Raw genomic sequence first — 17,899 nt, 5'->3', positions numbered from 1 at the left:
AGAATATGAAAACTTTGCTTTCAATACTTATCATTGCCTTTATAAGCTTCTTTCAGATACAGGCTCAATCTCAATATGAGACAGGAATGAATAAAGCTTTTGATTTATGGAGTAGTGGAGAATCACAACAGGCCGCAAATCTATTTGAGAGAATTGCCAGCGCAGAAGAGAACAATTGGTTACCATTTTATTACGCAGCACAAATTAAAATTGTGGAGAGCTTCGACATGGAGGATGTGGTATTAAAAGAGCAACAGTTAGAGAAAGCTCAGGAATTACTTGATAAATCTAAAGCTAATTCTCAACCCGAAAACGTGGAGAATCTAGTAATGCAGGCAATGTTGTATACCGCTTATATTACCTTGGATCCTTCTGTTTATGGGATGAAACTTTCGGGAACGGTAACTTCATTATATGAAAAAGCTTTAAAAATTGCTCCTGAGAATCCCCGGGTAGTGCTCTCCAAAGCTGAATGGGATATGGGGGCTGCAAGATTTTTTGGAGAAGACCCGGGTAAGTACTGTCCAGAAGTCAAACGCAGTTTAGAACTTTTCTCTAAATTTAAAGCCAGATCGGCATTTTATCCTAACTGGGGCGAAGGTCGTGCAAAAATGATTTTACAGAATAATTGTAAAAACTAATGAATTTACTCAAAGTAATTTTAAAGGAACTAGGGAAGGCATTCATCGTAGGGAATGCGATTTTCGCAGTTTTTATAATGATATATATATTTCAGGGTGAGGAAATAAGTTTCGATAAGTATTTGTGGAATAGATACAAAATAAATCTTTCTTACAGTGTTTTTATTTATCTCGTGAATGCAGCTATGTTTATTTTTTTTACGAAAAAATATGCAAAGGAATTTTATAAGTTTCCAAAACTTCTTATTACGATTATACTATCTGTAATATTGAGTTTACTTACAATATTCTTAGTTAGATATTACTGGGAATATGTAGAGAAGGGTTTGAGTTTTTCCGAATATGTAAAGGGTGAAAAAGTCTCCTTTTACTGGGTTTCATTGGTAATTACACTGGTGACCGGTGCTATTTTTTACATTGTAAATTTTTATAGACATCGCCAGGAAAAAAGAGTAAAAGAGCAAAAGATTATTGCGGGAACCGCTTCGGCCAAATTTGATGCTTTAAAAAATCAATTGGATCCTCATTTTTTATTTAATAGCCTTAATGTATTAGCGTCGCTTATAGATGAAAACCCAGAGCAGGCACAACGTTTTACCACTGGATTATCCAAAATATACCGGTATGTTCTGGAGCAAAAAGATAAGGAATTAGTAAGTCTTAAGGAAGAACTAACATTTGCGAACACATATATGAAGCTTCTTAAAATGCGTTTCGAGGATAGTATTTATTTCGAGATACCTGAAGAACTTTCAAATGAAGAGGCTAAGGTGGTGCCATTATCACTCCAGCTATTACTGGAAAACACTATAAAGCATAATATTGTTAGTGAAAGCAAACCTCTTTATATTAAAATTTATGAAAATGACGGGTATCTTATTGTTGAGAATAACTTTCAGAAAAAAGAAGTTTTAGGAACCAGAAAAGGGGTAGGACTACAAAACATTGTGAACAGATATCATGTAGTAACCGAAAGAAAAGTTTTAATAGAACAAAAAGAAGAAATTTTCAGGGTGAAACTCCCTGTGCTAACCAAACAAATTTCAATTATGGAAACAGTAGATAATAGTCAGGAAAATGCTTACTTCAAAGCAAAGCAAAGAGTAAAGGAGATGAAGGAGTTTTATGGAAACCTTATCTCGTACTGTGTGGTGATCCCTTTCTTAATATTCATAAATTACTATACCTACTGGCAATTTCAGTGGTTCTGGTTTCCGCTTTTTGGATGGGGGATAGGTCTAACAATTCATGGATTTTCGGTCTTTGGATATGGTTCAGACTGGGAAGAGCGTAAAATACAGGAAATTATGGAAAAGGATAAACAGCAAACAAAATCATGGAAATAATGAAAACGAATTATAAAGAAAACATTAGTTATAAAGCGGCCCATAAGAGGGTGAAAGATATTAAAGGATTTTACATTCATCTTCTAGTATACTTATTTATTAATACGGCTATTTTTGTAGTAAATACTCAGGATGAAGGTTTTGTTAATGGTCTAACCCAGCTTTCAAATTACACTACTATTTTCTTTTGGGGAATAGGTTTATTCGCGCATTGGGCAAGTGTTTTTGGACCGGGTTTTCTCTTCGGAAAGAAATGGGAAGAAAAGAAAATACAGGAATTGATGGATAAGGATAAGAAACAGATCTGGAAATAGAACTACTAACCTATATAATTTAGTGTGACCAAAGCAATTATTATAGAAGACGAAAAGCCTGCTGCTAGAAGGTTGCAGCGTATGCTGTCGAAATTAGAAATAGAAACTGAAATCATGCTGCATTCTGTTGCTGAAGCCGTCACCTGGTTTAGCTCCAATAAGCATCCAGATCTTATTTTTTTAGATATTCAGTTAAGCGACGGACTTTCTTTTGAGATCTTTGATCACATAGAAACAGAGAGTGCTATTATTTTCACTACCGCATATGACGAATATGCTTTAAGGGCTTTTAAACTGAATAGTATAGATTATCTTTTAAAACCCATAGACGAAGAGGAACTTGAAGCTGCGTTGCAAAAATTTAACCAATCAAAAAAATCATCTTCTAATATTGACGTAAATCAATTAAGATCTCTTTTAAGTCCAGGAATAACCAATAAAACCTATAAGTCAAGATTTACAGCCCAGATAGGTCAACACCTAAAACTGGTAGATATTTCTGAAATTGCTTGTTTTTACTCAGAAAACAAAGCGAGCTATATTCACTGTTTTTCGGGTAGAAATTATCCTCTTGATATTGCTTTAGAACAATTGGAAAATGAACTGGATCCTGAAAAATTTTTCAGGATTAATCGTAAGTGTATTCTCCATATCACTGCTATAAAAGATATTGTTTCTTATACAAATTCCAGGCTGGAAATAAAACTTGAAAATTTTAACGAATTTCAGCTTATCGTAAGCAGGGAAAGGGTTAAGGAATTTAAGAACTGGTTAAACAGTTGAAGATCAAATGTTAAAATAAGCTTTTTTAAAACCAACATTCATCTCCTTCCGTATATCTTGATATATAACTCTAAAGTTGTTTGAATAATTTATTGGTCAGATTATGTCGATTTTGAGTTTTTGATTTTTTTGGTTGGTTAGATGCCTGGAGAGATTCCCCGGAACTTTTCAGGCATTTACAAAAATAAGCCCCATGCTGCTGCATGGGGCTTACTTATTTTAGACTGTTCTTGAAACGAGATCAGGGTGCGGCCACTGCTCCCAGTACGTATAACTGCTCCATTGTTGGAGATTCACTCCCGCCTTCAGGTTCCAGTGTGATACCAAATGCTTCAGATTCATTTGCATTTTCTAAAGCAAATATCTTATTTTCATCCATTGAAAATTCAGCTAAAAGGCCAATACTCGTAGGAGTTAACGGCTCAAGCTTTAAAGACCAAACCTGGTAAACTTTTCCTCGTGGTGGTTCAGGAAGATCTTTCGCATCTATATACGCCGTATTTTCTTTTTTGTTCCAGTACACTGCGGCATAAGCTCCCGGATCTACATTTTGACCTTGCAAAGGAATTTTAGATACTTCTTTATCCCTTAGCACTGCCAGTAATTCTTCTGTCTTTTTAGCATCATCTCTGGCATCAGCGATCTGCTGTTCCATTTCTGCAGAATGAGCTTTTTCAGAATTTAGCTGCTCTCTTAGGTCATTATTATCATCAAATAAGAAGAATAATCCAATTAAGAGTACAAGGCTGGCTGCCCACCCCATATAAGAGACCCATGGTGTTTTCTTTCGTTCGATGTTAATTACTCCTGAACCGGATTTATCTGATAATTTTCGTTTTATACTTGCAAGAATTGCTTCTGCGTTATAAGTAGGTGCAACTGCCGAAGATAATTTTTGTAATGCAATTTCGATTTCTTCAACTTCCTTTCGAATTTCAGAATGCTCCTTTAACGTCATACTTACTTCACGGCTTTCTGCCTCGGTAAGTGCTCCGTATACATAGAGTTCAAGTATTCCAGATGATATGTATTCTTGTATATTCATTTCTTATTCTACTAACATTTCCCGAAGTTTATTGATACACGCCCTATTCTTTGTTTTCACAGTTCCTAATGGCATATCAAGTTCCTCGGCTGTTTCCTTTTGTGTAAAACCTTTAAAGAATAACAGATCTATTAATTTCTTACAAACTGGTTTCAAAATATCTATATACTTTTTGACTCCAATGGCGTCTGCTTTCGATGAGAAATTTGAACTGCTCTCCAAAATATCTACGAAATTATCTGCTGTTAGGTTTTTTTGAGAGTTTTTATGCCCTTTAGACCTTAATTGATCTATAGATGCATTTCTTGCAATATTAAGTACCCATGTGAAAAATCTCCCTTTATCAGAATTATAAGAAGAAGAATTATTCCAAATTTTTAAAAATACGTCCTGAAGTATTTCTTCCGCTATTTTTTCATCGTGTACGATACTATAAATTATTCCATATGTACTTTCAGAATACAATTCATAGATTCGTTCAAAAGCCCTCTGGTTACCATTCTGTAATTCGAGGATTAATCCATCTTGCTGCATAAATGTTGTTTGAGGAAATAAATATAGGTTTAAATAACAAATAAAAAAAGCGGCTTTAAAGCCGCTTTTTTTATTTATATCGTATGTCAATTACATTTGGATCAGACCACAACCAACACGTGTGCCGGCAGCTCCAGATGGCTGAGAGGTATAATCATCTACACCGTCATGAACAATCACAGCTTTACCTACAAGATCCTTTTTAGAATCCCCGCATCCTATACACCACTCATCAGTAGTTAGATTAACAGTTCCATTACCGTTGGCATCAACTTCAAAGTTACCTATATCACCTTTATGGTAGCCTTCAGAATCACCCCATTTACCATGTTGTGCATCTGTTGGGTTCCAGTGACCTCCGGCAGATTTACCATCAGGTGCAGAGCAATCTCCTTTTTCGTGAATATGGATAGCATGTGTACCTTCAGTAAGTCCTGAAATAATAGCGGTCATAGAAACCTCACCGTTTTCTTGAGTAAATACAACATTTCCGGTTAGATTTGAATCACTAACTGATTGAAGAGTAACTTTCACTTTCTTTACTTCTTCCTCTTCTTTGGTATCCATGTCAGACTTCATTTCAGTCCCTGACTGGTCGTCCATGTCTTTTTCCTTTTTCTCATTCTTACAGCTGGTAAAGATTAATCCTGCGCAAAGAACAAGAGATAAACTGATACGTTTCATAATTTCGATTGGTTTAATATTTCAATTATTAAAACTAAATTAAGCCTATTCACAGGTATCACCAAAGATTTAAGGATAGCTTAACAGAGCCTCTTAAGGTGTGTTTTGTGTTGACTTCGTTAATTGGGTATTGATCTGTGCTTTTGAAGATAAAGTTTTATGAACAGGGCATTTATCTGCAATTTCCATAAGACGTTTTAACTGTTTTTCATCCAGATCTCCTTTAATAGATATTTCTCTCTCAAAACTGTCAATTTTTGCCATATCATTTTCACAATCTTTACAATCATCAGCATGTTTTTTAGAATAGCTTACATGTGTTTCTACATTATCTATCAGCCATTTTTTTCTACGAGCATACATTTGGATGGTCATAGAAGTGCAGGCTGCAAGTCCGCTCGAAACTAATTCGTAAGGATTTGGTCCCAGGTCGCTACCTCCAACTTTTATAGGTTCATCAGCAACTAAATGATGGTTGCCGGCTATAATTTGGGTGGTAAACCCGGAAGCTCCAAGATTGGCCATAACTTCATGATCTGTCTCTAATTCTGGAGCTGTGGGCTCTTTAAGATATTTACTGGCCCATGCTGAAATAACTGCTGCCACATATTCTGAATCTTCCTTATTACTTAGCATATGATCTGCACCATCAAGAGACACAAAACTTTTAGGATGCCAGGCTGCTTTATACAGTTCTTCCGCATGATTTATAGAAACGATTTCATCCTGAGGAGAATGCATTACTAATAATGACTTTCGTATTTCCTTTAGGGCAGAAGCGTCCTGATTCGTTTTCAGGTCTTCAATAAACTGTTTTTTAATTTTGAACCCTCTTCCTCCAATCTTAATATTGGCAAAGCCTTCTTTTTCAATTTCATCTAAACTGGACTCAAAATGCTTCTGAACATGTGATAAATTTGATGGTGCATTGATGGTGACCATACATTTAATAGATTCGATCTTTTTTGAAGCAAAGAGGGCAGCAGCACCTCCCAGCGAATGTCCCACGATCATAGATGGCGCCTTATACTCTGCCTTAAGAAACTCTGCGGCAGCAATAAGATCTTCTACATTACTTGTGAAATTGGTGTCTTCAAAATCTCCTTCACTGTCCCCTAATCCTGTAAAGTCAAACCTTAAAACACCGTAACCTTGAGATGCCAGGTTTTTGCTGATATTTGATGGTGCATGAAAATTTTTATTACAAGTAAAACAATGTGCAAAAAGTATAAAGTTTGCAGGTTTTTTATTGGTAGGTAATACCAGAACTCCTTTAAGTTCCTTGGAATCAGTATTTTTAAAGCTTACATCTATCTTTTGCATACTATTTATTTTTTTGAAACAGGTCTAAGATAGGGCAATAAAAAAAGCTGCTATAAAAAGCAGCTTTAAAATTATATATTCCAGTACTATAATTGTTTGATTTTAATATTTCTATACCATACAGGGTCACTATGATCTTGCAAGGCGATATGGCCTTTTTTACTGGCGCCAAATCCTTCCCAGTCTTTAAACTTCGATTTTTCGACCATCTTTTTCCATTCTTTTCCATTAACTGGGAACTCGGTCACTTTTACTCCATTTAATTTCACCCAGCCAATGTTCTGGTTGTGATCTATATGAATCACTTCTTGGTTCCATTCTCCAGCAGGTTTAGTCACATCTTCACTAGGTGGAACCATGTCATATAGAGCTCCTGCGGTTCTATTAAGACCGTTTTTAGCATCGGGATGTTTTTCATTATCCAGTACCTGAATTTCAGGTCCGGTTAGATAAGGTTCATTATATTCTTCACCTTCCTGGACAGCCCACATAATCCCGCTATTTCCACCTTCAGAAATTTTCCATTCCAGTGAAAGTTCAAAATTTTCAAATTCCTGTTCGCTTATTAAATTTTCAGTTTTTGTTCTTTCTCCTTCGGAAGGGGTAAAGCTTATAGCACCATTTTCAACTTGCCACTGGTCTGAAATTGAATCTTCATTAAAAGCTTTCCATCCGCTAAGATCTTTACCATTGAAAAGTTCCTGCCATTCCTGGTTCTCATCCATTTCTGAACTTTGTACCTCTGTATTCTCGGCTACACTTGTTTCTTCAGATTCCTTATTTTCATTCTTACATGCTATAAAAGCTAGAATAGAACATCCTATTAATACTAATCTTTTCATTGTTGGTTATTTTAAATTCCTAATATTCGTTTTAATCTATTTCCATCTATTTCAGATCCCGAAAAATCGTCAAACCTTTTTTGGGTTGCTTCAATGATATTATTTGAAATAAATGGAGCACCTTCTTTTGCCCCCTGATCTGGGGATTTAATACAACATTCCCATTCTAACACGGCCCAGACGTCGCATCCATATTCAGTTAGTTTAGAAAATACGGTTTTAAAATCTACCTGGCCGTCCCCGGGATGGCGATATCTCCCTGCTCTGTCTTTCCAGTCTCCAAATCCACCAAACATTCCTTTCTTTCCGGTAGGGTTAAATTCAGCATCCTTTACATGGAACATTTTTATATAATCGTGATAATGGTCTATATATTCTATATAATCCAGTTGCTGAAGCACAAAATGGCTAGGATCGTAAAGAATATTTACCCTCTTATGATTGTTGGTCGCTTCCAGAAAACGTTCAAAAGTAACTCCGTCGTGAAGATCTTCGCCGGGATGTATCTCGTAACATACATCAACTCCCTGCTCGTCAAATTCGTTCAGAATAGGCATCCATCGTTTAGCTAATTCGCTAAAACCCAATTCTACAAGACCTTCAGGTCTTTGTGGCCAGGGATGCGCGGTATGCCATAGAAAAGAACCGCTAAAAGTTCCATGTACATCCAATCCAAGGTTTCTACTGGCTCTGGCTGCAAATTTTAACTGATCTATGGCCCAGTTTGTTCTTTTCTTTGGATCATTTTTATAGGCATCCGGCGCGAAATTATCGAACATAATATCGTAAGCAGGATGCACCGCTACTAATTGTCCCTGAAGATGGGAACTAAGCTCTGTGATCTGCAATCCATAAGATTCCACCTTTCCTTTGAGTTCATCACAGTAGGTTTTACTTTCAGCAGCTTTCTTAAGATCAATCAATCTCGTTTCCCAGGTTGGGATTTGTATTCCTTTATAGCCTAATTCTGAAGCCCATTTACATAATCCTTCTAAGGAATTAAAAGGTTCTTTATCGTCCATGAACTGAGCTAGAAATACAGCCGGTCCTTTAATAGTCTTCATTATAAATTCTTTTATTCTTCTAAATTAATCCAAACATTTCCCTTTTTATGAGAATCTACGGTCTTTTCAATAAAATTCATACCGCGCAAACCATCATCCAGCTTAGGGTAGGCGCCTTCATGACTGGTCTTATCTTTAATTGCCATGGCCACACCATAATAAATATTCCCCATAGAATCAAAGATCCCTTCTGGATGTCCCGGAGGTAGCTTAGTGCCTTCCAGGGAAAATGCGCTGTTATATTCATGACCCGGTTTTAAAACCTGCAAGGCCATTCCTTCTTTTAATAAATATAGATAATTGGGATTTTCCTGTTCCCATTTTAATCCTCCGTTATCTCCGTAAATTTTTACCGTAAAATTATTTTCCTCTCCTGTCGCGATCTGGCTGGCTCTTAAAACACCTTTGATATTCCCCTGAAATCTCAAAAGAACGGTTCCGTCGATATCCATAGGATTGTCTTCATAAAGATAATTAAGGTCTGCAAGCACTTTATCCACTTTCATTCCTGAAACATATTCAGCCATATTATAGGCGTGAGTTCCAATGTCGCCAATACAACAACTTATTCCAGATTTATCTGGATCTAATCGCCAGGTTGCCGATCTTTTTTCTTTATCATGGATTAGCGGATTGATCCAGCCCTGATAATACTGAACATCTATCTTTTGAATTTTTCCAATTTCCCCATTGGCAATCATGGTTTTCATTTGCCTTATCATAGGATAACCCGTGTAGGTGTATGTGACGGCAAATATGGTGTTAGCCTTTTGCTGTATTTCACTGAGAATTTTGGCCTCTGCATAGGTGGTAGTCAAAGGTTTCTCACAGATGACGTTAAACCCATTTTCCAGTAATTGTTTCGCCATTGGAAAATGCAGAAAATTGGGCGTGAGTACTGAAACTGCCTGAATTTTTTGATCTTCAGGAAGTTTAGCTTCTTTCTCCACCATATCATCCATGTCCTTATATATCCTGGAAGGATCAAGTTGAAGTTTTCTACCAAATTCCAGACTTTTCTCATGCTGAACATCAAATACGCCTCCTACAATTTCAAACTGGTCGAACATGTTAGCCGCAACCCGGTGAAGAATTCCTATTAAAGAATCTTCTCCACCGCCTAAAATTCCGAGTCTTATTTTACTCATAAACTGTAATTTATATTTCTATATCTTTTTTATCGATCTTCTCATTTTTAAAGAACAGGGCAAAAAGGAGCATTACTAAAAATGCAAATCCGGCCGGGTAGATCCAGATGGTTTCCCAATCGTGCATTTTCTCTCCTGTAAGATAGGCATTCGTGATGAGCCCTGCTACGTAGAAACCTATGAGCATTCCCACGCCATAAGTTGCCAGTGTGATCAAACCCTGAGCTGAGCTTTTATATTTTGAACCTGCTTTAAAATCGGTATAGATCTGCCCTGAAACAAAGAAAAAATCATAGCAGATACCATGAAGGGCAATTCCGGTAAGCAGCATAAAAATAAGTTCCCCCGAGTCGCCATAAGCAAACAACAAATATCTGGCAGTCCAGGCCAACATTCCTGCAATGATGGTTAATTTGAAACCAAATCTTTTAAAGAAAAAAGGTAATAAAAGCATGAATAATACTTCTGAAGCCTGACCTATGGTCATAAGCCCTGTTGGATTGTTTACACCAATTTCAGAAAGAAACGGATTCGTATTCTGATAATAGAACGCCAGGGGAATACATATAAGTACTGAAGCTAAAAAGAACATCAGGAAATTCCTGTCTTTTAATAATCCCAGCGCATCGAGGCCAAGAGTTTCTACAATGCTCACTTTTTTAGATCTGTCGGCGGTAGGAGGGGTTTTAGGAAGAGTAAAACTAAATAACCCTAGAAATGCTGAGGCAATGCTCACCATTAAAAAGGTATATCGCAACATGCCATTATCACGCCCTTCAATACCATCCCAGCTTAGCCAGCTTATTACGAGTCCTGCAATGATCCAGCCTATCGTACCAAAAACCCTGATAAATGAAAATTCCTTTGCAGGATCATTCATCTGGTTAAAACTTACAGAATTTACCAAGGCAAGGGTAGGCATGTAGGCGATCATATACCCCAAAACCAGAGGATAGAAATCTGTAAAATCTGTAGTAATATACATCATATACAGGAGGACAGCACCTACTAAATGTAGGAAGCCTAAAATTCTTTCAGCATTAAAGAACCTATCGGCGATTAGTCCGATAATAAAGGGAGCAATAATAGCTCCCCAGGATTGAGTGGAAAAAGCAGTTGAAATTTGAACATCGGTGGCATTAAGATTATAACCAAGAAAAGTTCCCAGAGTTACAAACCAACCTCCCCAAATGAAGAATTCCAGGAACATCATTAAGGAAAGTTGAAATCGTATAAGTTTAGTCATAATTCAAAGGTTGGTTTTAGAGTTCGCTGCCTGCTTTTATTAGTAAATCTTTTGTAGCTGTTATGCCCTTACTATAGGAGATATCTTCGCCTTCAAATTCTACTCCTATATATCCGTTATAGCCGGCATTTTTAACAATTTGAAGCATTTTTTTATAATCGATAACATTCTCATTGCCATTTTCATCAAAGGTGTAAGATTTCGCGCTAACCGCCTTAGCATAAGGCATCATCTTTTTTATGCCTTCATATTTTGGAAACTCCTCCACACATTTTGCACTCCATCTTTCTCCGCCTTCACGTTTAAGACAAAAATTACCAAAATCTGGAAGGGTTCCGCAGTTTTCCATATTTACTCCCTGCATTACTTCTACCAGAAGATCTATATCAGAAGATAAATAACCATGATTTTCTACCAGGACATTCACTCCTTTTTCTTCAGCATATGTTGAAAGTTTTGTAAGTGCGTCTATTGAATTGTTTTTCCATTCCTCAGGATCATCACTCCCGAAGAGATTTACACGTATCGAGTGGCAACCAAGAAACTGGGCAGCATTCACCCATTTTTTATGATTTTCGACCGCCTGGTTTCTAATAACCGAATCATTCACGGCAAGATCACCTTCACCATCTACCATTAGTAGTAGATTTTCAACATTGTGCCTCTCGCTTCTGGTTTTTAAAGTGTCCAGGATCTGCTTCATTTTAGCATCGGGATCTTGTGCGTTTTTGATTTCCTCCGCATAAAAACCGGTAACATATTCAATACCTCCAAAACCCATTTCACTGGCTTTTTCAGCGAAATCCATGGGATCTAATTCTCCATCATAAATAGGTTTATGTAAAGACCATTGAGCCAGGGATAGTTTGAAAAATAAAGAATCTGATGAAGTTGTGGAGTTTTCGTTCAGAATATCTTCAGAATTATTTTTCTTGTCTTGTTTACATGAAGTTACTGAAGTATAAAATAAAGCTAAAAATATGATTGATAATATCTTAAGGGATTTTAAGTTCATTGGATAATAGTTATATGAAATTCTTTGAATTTTTCAAAAACGAAAAATAAAAGTAGCCTTTTTTTTAAAGATGCAAAATTATCCTCTTAAATTTATATATTTGGAATACTTCGAGCTAAAATTTCACCAATAAAACAATGTATTGTGAGTAACTATTATGAAAATGACAATTATGATGCTATAGTTGTAGGAACAGGTATAAGTGGTGGTTGGGCTGCCAAAGAACTTTGTGAAAAAGGTTTTAAAACGCTGGTTTTAGAAAGAGGAAGAATGGTAGAACATGTTAAGGATTATCCTACCATGAATGATGATCCCTGGGATTATAAGTTTAAAGGACAGGTTCCCAGAGAGGAGCTAAAGCGACAGGAAAAGCAGGCTAGAACTGGATATACTGTTTCTGAACCCAGTAAGCATTGGTTTGTTGATGATATTAAACATCCTTATAATGAAACCAAAAGATTTGACTGGATGCGTGGTTATCATGTTGGTGGTAGATCTATTATGTGGGGAAGACATAGTTACAGATTAAGCGATCTGGATTTTGAGGCAAACAAAAAAGATGGGGTAGGAGTAGACTGGCCTATTAGGTATAGAGATATCGCCAAGTGGTACGATCATGTGGAATCTTATATTGGTGTTTGTGGTGAAAAGCTCGGATTGAGTCAGTTACCCGATGGTCAATTTTTACCGCCAATGGACCTCAATTGTGTAGAGGATTATTTTAGAGAGAGTATCGCTGAAAATTTTGATGGTCGTGTGATGACCTCAGGAAGGGTTGCGCATATCACGGGAGATAAAAAGTTTGAAGGCCGATCAAAATGTCAATATAGAAACCGTTGTATAAGAGGTTGTCCTTATGGAGGATATTTCAGCAGTAATTCTTCTACATTACCAGCGGCTGAAAGAACCGGAAATATGACCTTAAGACCAAACTCTGTAGTTAGTCAGGTGATTTACGATCCAGAAACTAAAAAAGCTTCAGGAGTTAAGGTGATCGATACGAATACTAAGGAAATTATTGAATTTAAGGCAAATGTGATTTTCCTATGTGCTTCTGCCGTGGCTTCCACCAGTATCCTGATGCAATCAAAATCTGACAGATTTCCTAATGGAATGGGCAATGATTCTGGAGAGCTAGGCCATAATGTGATGGATCATCATTTTAAAGCAGGCGCCTCCGGAAAATATGACGGCTTTGAAGATTCATATTATAAAGGAAGAAAACCTAATGGTATTTACCTGCCAAGATTCAGAAATTTGAACGGAAATGATAAGGATCTCGGATTTATTAGAGGCTATGGATACCAGGGAGGAGCTAGTAGAGGTAACTGGTCTGATAGTATTGCCGAAGCAGCATATGGAGAGGATCTTAAAAAAGCAATTACAGAACCAGGTGGATGGAATATGGGTCTTATGGGCTTTGGGGAAACTTTACCTTATCATGAGAACAAAATGACTTTAGATTATGATAAACTGGATGAATGGGATCTTCCTACCGTTACTTTTGATGCTGAATTTAAAGAAAATGAATTGAAAATGCGTGAGGATATGGTTTCTCAGGCAGTAGAAATGCTCGAAAAAGCAGGTTTTAAAGACGTGAGTGGTTATGATGATATTGGGGCGCCCGGATTGGGAATCCATGAAATGGGTATGGCAAGAATGGGACGTGATCCAAAAACTTCTGTACTTAATGCAAATAATCAAGTTCATGGTGTTCCAAATGTATATGTTACCGATGGAGCGTTTATGACCTCTGCAGGATGCCAGAATCCGTCGTTAACCTACATGGCCATGACCGCAAGAGCCGCTGATCACGCTTCAAGGAATTTTAAAAAATCTAACGCTTAAATATAGAGGATCATGAAAAGGAGACAAGCCTTAAAAAATATAGGATTAGGAGCAGGAATTTTTATAGTAGGACCTTCAACGCTCGGATTATTACAAAGTTGTAAGAATGAGCCCGAATATGATTGGCAACCAACATTTTTATCTGCTTCTCATGGATTCGCACTCAAGAAAATACTCGATATTATTTTACCCTCTACCGATACACCTGGAGCATCAGATCTTAATATCGCCCAGTTTATAGACTCTTATATGGATCAGGTAGCTGATGAAAATAGGCGTATGCGATTTGAACGATCTGCCGGTGCATTCTCCAGAGCTTTTAAAGCTGAATATGATAAAGATCAGGAAGAAGGAAAACCAGAGGATTTTGAGAACCTGATCAAAAAATACCTGAAGGCTACTCCTGCAGAAAAAGAAGAATATGCTAAAAGAAATACGGAGACCCAGGATGCCCAGAAACAGGAACCTGAAATTCAGTTAGATCCCGATGCCGGTTCCTATGCTTACTTAACAACTGTTAGAGATATGGGGATATGGGCCTGGAAGAATAGCGAAGAAGTGGGAGAGAATGTACTATGGTATGATCCAATCCCGGGAGAATATATTCCATGTGGTCCTGTCTCAGAACTCGGAGGTGGAAAAGCGATGTCGTTATAAAATTCTAACATCTAAAAATTTTTATAAAATTTTTGAAGCTATTAACAACGTCAAAAAGACTGTTCAATTTGCTGTTATTCAATGATTCAATTAATCAATTAAATAAATTTAGTTTATTATTGATGTAGAACTATTTAAATGAAAAATTATAAGAATTTTTCTCTGATATTCAGAATATTCAATTGTTTTCCACGAAAACGTTTTCGTGGAAAAGCACCTGTTTAATTGCTTTGTTAACATATTTTTACATAAATTTACCAGGTTTCAATATGATTTTTAGAAACATTTCCAACTAAAACTATCTTTTTATGAAAAAAATTATCTTCAGGGGCTTTTTGCTTGTTGCAGTTTTCCTTTTTTGCGGAATGACTAATGCACAGCAAACAGTCTCCGGGACCGTTACGGATGCTGATGGTCCGTTACCCGGCGCCACAGTAGCCATTAAAGGGACCAGTACAGGAACCACCACAGATTTTGATGGAAATTATACCTTAAATGACGTGCCAATAGATGCAACACTGGTTTTTAGTTTTGTGGGCTATGTTTCTCAGGAAATGAAAGTTAGTGGTAGATCTACAATTGATGTTAATTTGGAAACCGATGCATCTGAACTTGACGAAGTTGTATTGATAGGTTACGGTACCACTACCATACGGGATGCTACCGGAGCTGTATCCTCGGTGACTGCAGAAGAATTTAACAAAGGTAACATTGCGTCGCCAGAAGAATTAATACAAGGTAAAACTGCAGGTGTGCAAATAACTCAGGCCAGTGGTGAACCTGGAGCAGGAGTTGCCCTGAGAATTAGAGGTACAACCTCAGTTCGTTCAAATAACAATCCGCTATTTGTGGTAGATGGTGTTCCACTTTCTGGGGATGATACTTCAGTAGGGAGTGGAGATCTTGGGGTTGGTTCGAGTTCAGCAAGAAATCCCTTAAATTTTTTAAATCCAAGCGATATTGAAAGTATAAGTGTCTTAAAAGATGCTTCAGCAACTGCTATTTATGGTTCACGTGGAGCCAATGGAGTTGTAATTATTCAAACGAAATCTGGTAGGGGAGCTCAGGGAGGCGCATTCACATATGATGGTTCTTTAAGTGTTGCCAGTCCTGCAAATACTTATGATCTTTTGAATAGAGATCAATTTTTACAGGGAATTGCAGATTTAGGAGGTAATCCTGATGATGTAGATTTTGGAGCCGATACAGATTTTCAGGATGAAGTTTTTAGAACAGCTTTCTCTCAAAATCATACCCTTTCTTATATGAATAGTTATCAAAGTGGTAATGTTAGAGTATCACTGGGATATAATGATATTAATGGTATTGTTGAAAGATCTGAGCTTGAAAGACTCACAGGAAGACTTAACATAAATCAAAGATTCCTGGATGATAGATTAAATCTGGCTTTACAGGCTACCTATTCAAAGGTTGATGATAAGGCTGTGCCAATTGCAAATGCTCCAGGTGCCGCGGGAGATCTATTAGCAGCCACTTATTATACGAATCCTACATTCCCGGCAGATGTTACTTTTGATCCGGGAGGAGGAAATTTGAATCCTCTCCAATTATTACAATACACTGATGATATTACTGAAACAGATAGAGTTCTATTGAATTTCTCTGCAGATTATGATATCCTACAAAATTTAAACGCCAAAGTAACTTTAGGATATGATAGATCAGACTCTGAAAAAACTGTAGCTTATTCTTCAGATATTTTGGGGTTAACCAACGGTGTTCCGGGCAATGGTCGTTCGCTGTTAGATGATAGAACACTTACCAATACACTTTTGGAATTTGTGGTTAATTATGATAAAGAATTTGGTGATTCAAATCTTTCTGCACTTGCAGGATATTCTTATCAAAAATTCGATCGAGAAGGGGTTTACGGTTCTGGTTTTGGATTTCAAACATCCAATACTCAGGAAATGATAGGCCTGTTTAGAGGTGATTTTAATAACATCCGAAATAGTATCGATGGGACTTATCAAACATTTGGAGTGGGTCCTAACGGAGGTCAGTTAACCAGATTATTTCCAGAAGAGCAAAGTAATGTTGCATTTAATGCGCCTAGTTTAAATTTAAATTCAGTTACAGGAGGTATTTTTGAAAACTATGATGAATTACAATCCTTTTTTACAAGAATTAATTATACCATAGCAGATAAATATCTTTTTACTGTAACGATGAGGGCTGACGGTTCATCAAAATTTGGTCCTTCAGAAAAATATGGGTATTTCCCTTCCGGTGCTTTTGCATGGAAAATAGATCAGGAAGATTTTATTTCTGATCCAATATCAACTCTTAAGCTAAGATTAGGTTATGGTGTGACAGGTAACCAGGATGGTCTTGGATATGGTAACTTTACCATTAGAAGAAATGCCAATGGTTATGGTATAGATAACGGAGGCAATGTTAATGGAGGTGGATTCAGCAATGCCGGGTTTAGTAATCCAGATCTAAAATGGGAATCAACAACCCAGACAAACTTAGGTGTTGATTTTGGTTTTGCCCAGGATAGATTATCAGGTAGTTTAGACCTTTATTATAAAGATACCAAAGATCTATTGCTGTTGGTGCAAAATGCACAACCTAGCCCAGCGCCATTTAGTTTTCAAAATATTGACGGAAACCTTATAAATAAAGGAATTGAATTTGCTTTAGATTATGATGTTTTTGATACTGATGATTTTTTCTGGAATTTTGGCTTCAATATTTCTTATAATGAAAATGAACTTCAAAATTTTGATGGACAAATTCAAAGTGCTCAAATATCTGGACAGGGTTTAACAGGTGCTTTTTCTCAATTACTTGTAGAGAATCGCCCATTATTTTCTTATTATTTGAGAGAGTTTGGTGGATTTGATGAAAACGGTATTTCTATTTATCCAAATGGAGATCAGCAGGAGTTTGTAGATAAAAGTGCTTTGCCCACAACAAATTTAGGAATAAACACACGTGCTACTTATAAGAACTGGGATGCGTCGTTATTCTTTGCAGGACAATTTGGTTTCTATGTGTATAACAACACTGCCAATGCATTATTTACTGCAGGTAACCTTAATACAGGTAGAAACGTAACACAGGATGTTTTAACGAACGGGGAATCTCGTTTGAATGCGCCAGATGTATCTACAAGATTTCTTGAAAAGGGAGATTTTGTAAGATTGCAAAATGCCAGCCTGGGTTATACTTTTGAACTGGGAGATGATGCATTGTTAGACGATCTTCGTTTGTATGTAAATGGTCAGAACCTTTTCCTAATCACAGATTACAGTGGTTTAGATCCAGAGGTTAGTACTCAAACACCACTAAATGGACTTCCAACTGCAGGGATAGATAATACATCATATCCTAGAGCCAGAACATTTACCTTCGGAGTAAACGCAAAATTTTAAAAAAAACA

Annotated in this window: 16 protein-coding genes; 7 read left to right on the top strand and 9 right to left on the bottom strand. The window is 36.8% G+C overall.

Annotated features, from left to right (window positions below; genetic code table 11):
• Window positions 1-5: 5 nt before the first annotated feature.
• The 4 genes from BLT95_RS04665 to BLT95_RS04650 are packed head-to-tail and all read left to right on the top strand — an operon-like array spanning window position 6 to window position 3,084.
• Entirely contained in the window at window positions 6-641 is a 636-nt protein-coding gene (locus BLT95_RS04665; RefSeq protein WP_089664970.1) for a hypothetical protein, read from the top strand.
• Window positions 641-1,987 carry a 2TM domain-containing protein gene (locus BLT95_RS04660; RefSeq protein ID WP_172822567.1) on the top strand — a complete coding sequence of 449 codons (1,347 nt, stop codon included), beginning with the start codon at window positions 641-643 and terminating at the stop codon, window positions 1,985-1,987. Before BLT95_RS04665 ends, BLT95_RS04660 begins: the two co-directional genes overlap by 1 nt.
• Entirely contained in the window at window positions 1,987-2,301 is a 315-nt protein-coding gene (locus BLT95_RS04655) for a 2TM domain-containing protein (RefSeq protein WP_089666847.1), read from the top strand. Before BLT95_RS04660 ends, BLT95_RS04655 begins: the two co-directional genes overlap by 1 nt.
• A gap of 24 nt (window positions 2,302-2,325) precedes the next feature.
• A complete protein-coding gene (locus tag BLT95_RS04650; RefSeq protein ID WP_262490123.1) occupies window positions 2,326-3,084 on the top strand; it encodes a LytTR family DNA-binding domain-containing protein in 759 nt (252 codons plus the stop codon).
• Window positions 3,085-3,325: 241 nt separating this feature from the next.
• Here BLT95_RS04650 and BLT95_RS04645 read toward each other — a convergent pair whose 3' ends face one another.
• The 9 genes from BLT95_RS04645 to BLT95_RS04605 all read right to left on the bottom strand — a co-directional run bounded on the left by BLT95_RS04645 (window position 3,326) and on the right by BLT95_RS04605 (window position 11,985).
• A complete protein-coding gene (locus BLT95_RS04645) occupies window positions 3,326-4,129 on the bottom strand; it encodes an anti-sigma factor (RefSeq protein ID WP_089664969.1) in 804 nt (267 codons plus the stop codon).
• A gap of 3 nt (window positions 4,130-4,132) precedes the next feature.
• Window positions 4,133-4,663 (bottom strand): sigma-70 family RNA polymerase sigma factor, encoded by a 531-nt coding sequence (locus BLT95_RS04640; protein ID WP_089664968.1) that lies wholly within the window; start codon window positions 4,661-4,663, stop codon window positions 4,133-4,135.
• 90 nt (window positions 4,664-4,753) lie between these two features.
• The gene (locus BLT95_RS04635; RefSeq protein ID WP_089664967.1) at window positions 4,754-5,347 is read right to left on the bottom strand and encodes a superoxide dismutase family protein; all 594 of its coding nucleotides are present in this window, start codon (window positions 5,345-5,347) and stop codon (window positions 4,754-4,756) included.
• A gap of 93 nt (window positions 5,348-5,440) precedes the next feature.
• Complete coding sequence (locus BLT95_RS04630; RefSeq protein WP_089664966.1) at window positions 5,441-6,670, bottom strand: alpha/beta fold hydrolase; 1,230 nt, start codon at window positions 6,668-6,670, stop codon at window positions 5,441-5,443.
• Between the two features lie 86 nt (window positions 6,671-6,756).
• A complete protein-coding gene (locus tag BLT95_RS04625) occupies window positions 6,757-7,512 on the bottom strand; it encodes a DUF1080 domain-containing protein (RefSeq protein WP_089664965.1) in 756 nt (251 codons plus the stop codon).
• Between the two features lie 11 nt (window positions 7,513-7,523).
• The gene (locus BLT95_RS04620; RefSeq protein ID WP_089664964.1) at window positions 7,524-8,576 is read right to left on the bottom strand and encodes a sugar phosphate isomerase/epimerase; all 1,053 of its coding nucleotides are present in this window, start codon (window positions 8,574-8,576) and stop codon (window positions 7,524-7,526) included.
• A gap of 11 nt (window positions 8,577-8,587) precedes the next feature.
• The gene (locus BLT95_RS04615; protein ID WP_089664963.1) at window positions 8,588-9,724 is read right to left on the bottom strand and encodes a Gfo/Idh/MocA family oxidoreductase; all 1,137 of its coding nucleotides are present in this window, start codon (window positions 9,722-9,724) and stop codon (window positions 8,588-8,590) included.
• Between the two features lie 10 nt (window positions 9,725-9,734).
• Window positions 9,735-10,970 (bottom strand): nucleoside permease, encoded by a 1,236-nt coding sequence (locus BLT95_RS04610; protein WP_089664962.1) that lies wholly within the window; start codon window positions 10,968-10,970, stop codon window positions 9,735-9,737.
• A 16-nt stretch (window positions 10,971-10,986) separates the two neighbouring features.
• Window positions 10,987-11,985 (bottom strand): sugar phosphate isomerase/epimerase family protein, encoded by a 999-nt coding sequence (locus tag BLT95_RS04605; protein ID WP_089664961.1) that lies wholly within the window; start codon window positions 11,983-11,985, stop codon window positions 10,987-10,989.
• A 144-nt stretch (window positions 11,986-12,129) separates the two neighbouring features.
• On the opposite strand from BLT95_RS04605, the gene BLT95_RS04600 reads away from it, so the two are divergent.
• The 3 genes from BLT95_RS04600 to BLT95_RS04590 all read left to right on the top strand — a co-directional run bounded on the left by BLT95_RS04600 (window position 12,130) and on the right by BLT95_RS04590 (window position 17,891).
• Window positions 12,130-13,833 carry a GMC family oxidoreductase gene (locus BLT95_RS04600; protein ID WP_089664960.1) on the top strand — a complete coding sequence of 568 codons (1,704 nt, stop codon included), beginning with the start codon at window positions 12,130-12,132 and terminating at the stop codon, window positions 13,831-13,833.
• A gap of 12 nt (window positions 13,834-13,845) precedes the next feature.
• Window positions 13,846-14,490, top strand: coding sequence for a gluconate 2-dehydrogenase subunit 3 family protein (locus BLT95_RS04595; protein ID WP_089664959.1), 645 nt, complete (start codon window positions 13,846-13,848; stop codon window positions 14,488-14,490).
• Window positions 14,491-14,798: 308 nt separating this feature from the next.
• Window positions 14,799-17,891: a SusC/RagA family TonB-linked outer membrane protein gene (locus BLT95_RS04590; protein ID WP_089664958.1), complete on the top strand. Its 3,093-nt coding sequence runs from the start codon at window positions 14,799-14,801 to the stop codon at window positions 17,889-17,891.
• Window positions 17,892-17,899 lie beyond the last annotated feature (8 nt).

It is taken from the genome of Gramella sp. MAR_2010_147, assembly GCF_900105135.1.
Classification (GTDB): Bacteria; Bacteroidota; Bacteroidia; order Flavobacteriales; family Flavobacteriaceae; genus Christiangramia.
Note: the sequence above shows the minus strand (reverse complement) of the source record. Positions and strands in the feature narration are given on the sequence as shown.

Excerpts from the sequence above, each read along its gene's own strand:
- BLT95_RS04665 (WP_089664970.1), top strand. The coding sequence starts at position 6 with ATGAAAACTTTGCTTTCAATACTTATCATTGCCTTTATAAGCTTCTTT.
- BLT95_RS04660 (WP_172822567.1), top strand. The coding sequence starts at position 641 with ATGAATTTACTCAAAGTAATTTTAAAGGAACTAGGGAAGGCATTCATC.
- BLT95_RS04655 (WP_089666847.1), top strand. The coding sequence starts at position 1,987 with ATGAAAACGAATTATAAAGAAAACATTAGTTATAAAGCGGCCCATAAG.
- BLT95_RS04645 (WP_089664969.1), bottom strand. The coding sequence starts at position 4,129 with ATGAATATACAAGAATACATATCATCTGGAATACTTGAACTCTATGTA.
- BLT95_RS04640 (WP_089664968.1), bottom strand. The coding sequence starts at position 4,663 with ATGCAGCAAGATGGATTAATCCTCGAATTACAGAATGGTAACCAGAGG.
- BLT95_RS04635 (WP_089664967.1), bottom strand. The coding sequence starts at position 5,347 with ATGAAACGTATCAGTTTATCTCTTGTTCTTTGCGCAGGATTAATCTTT.
- BLT95_RS04630 (WP_089664966.1), bottom strand. The coding sequence starts at position 6,670 with ATGCAAAAGATAGATGTAAGCTTTAAAAATACTGATTCCAAGGAACTT.
- BLT95_RS04625 (WP_089664965.1), bottom strand. The coding sequence starts at position 7,512 with ATGAAAAGATTAGTATTAATAGGATGTTCTATTCTAGCTTTTATAGCA.
- BLT95_RS04620 (WP_089664964.1), bottom strand. The coding sequence starts at position 8,576 with ATGAAGACTATTAAAGGACCGGCTGTATTTCTAGCTCAGTTCATGGAC.
- BLT95_RS04615 (WP_089664963.1), bottom strand. The coding sequence starts at position 9,724 with ATGAGTAAAATAAGACTCGGAATTTTAGGCGGTGGAGAAGATTCTTTA.
- BLT95_RS04610 (WP_089664962.1), bottom strand. The coding sequence starts at position 10,970 with ATGACTAAACTTATACGATTTCAACTTTCCTTAATGATGTTCCTGGAA.
- BLT95_RS04605 (WP_089664961.1), bottom strand. The coding sequence starts at position 11,985 with ATGAACTTAAAATCCCTTAAGATATTATCAATCATATTTTTAGCTTTA.
- BLT95_RS04595 (WP_089664959.1), top strand. The coding sequence starts at position 13,846 with ATGAAAAGGAGACAAGCCTTAAAAAATATAGGATTAGGAGCAGGAATT.
- BLT95_RS04590 (WP_089664958.1), top strand. The coding sequence starts at position 14,799 with ATGAAAAAAATTATCTTCAGGGGCTTTTTGCTTGTTGCAGTTTTCCTT.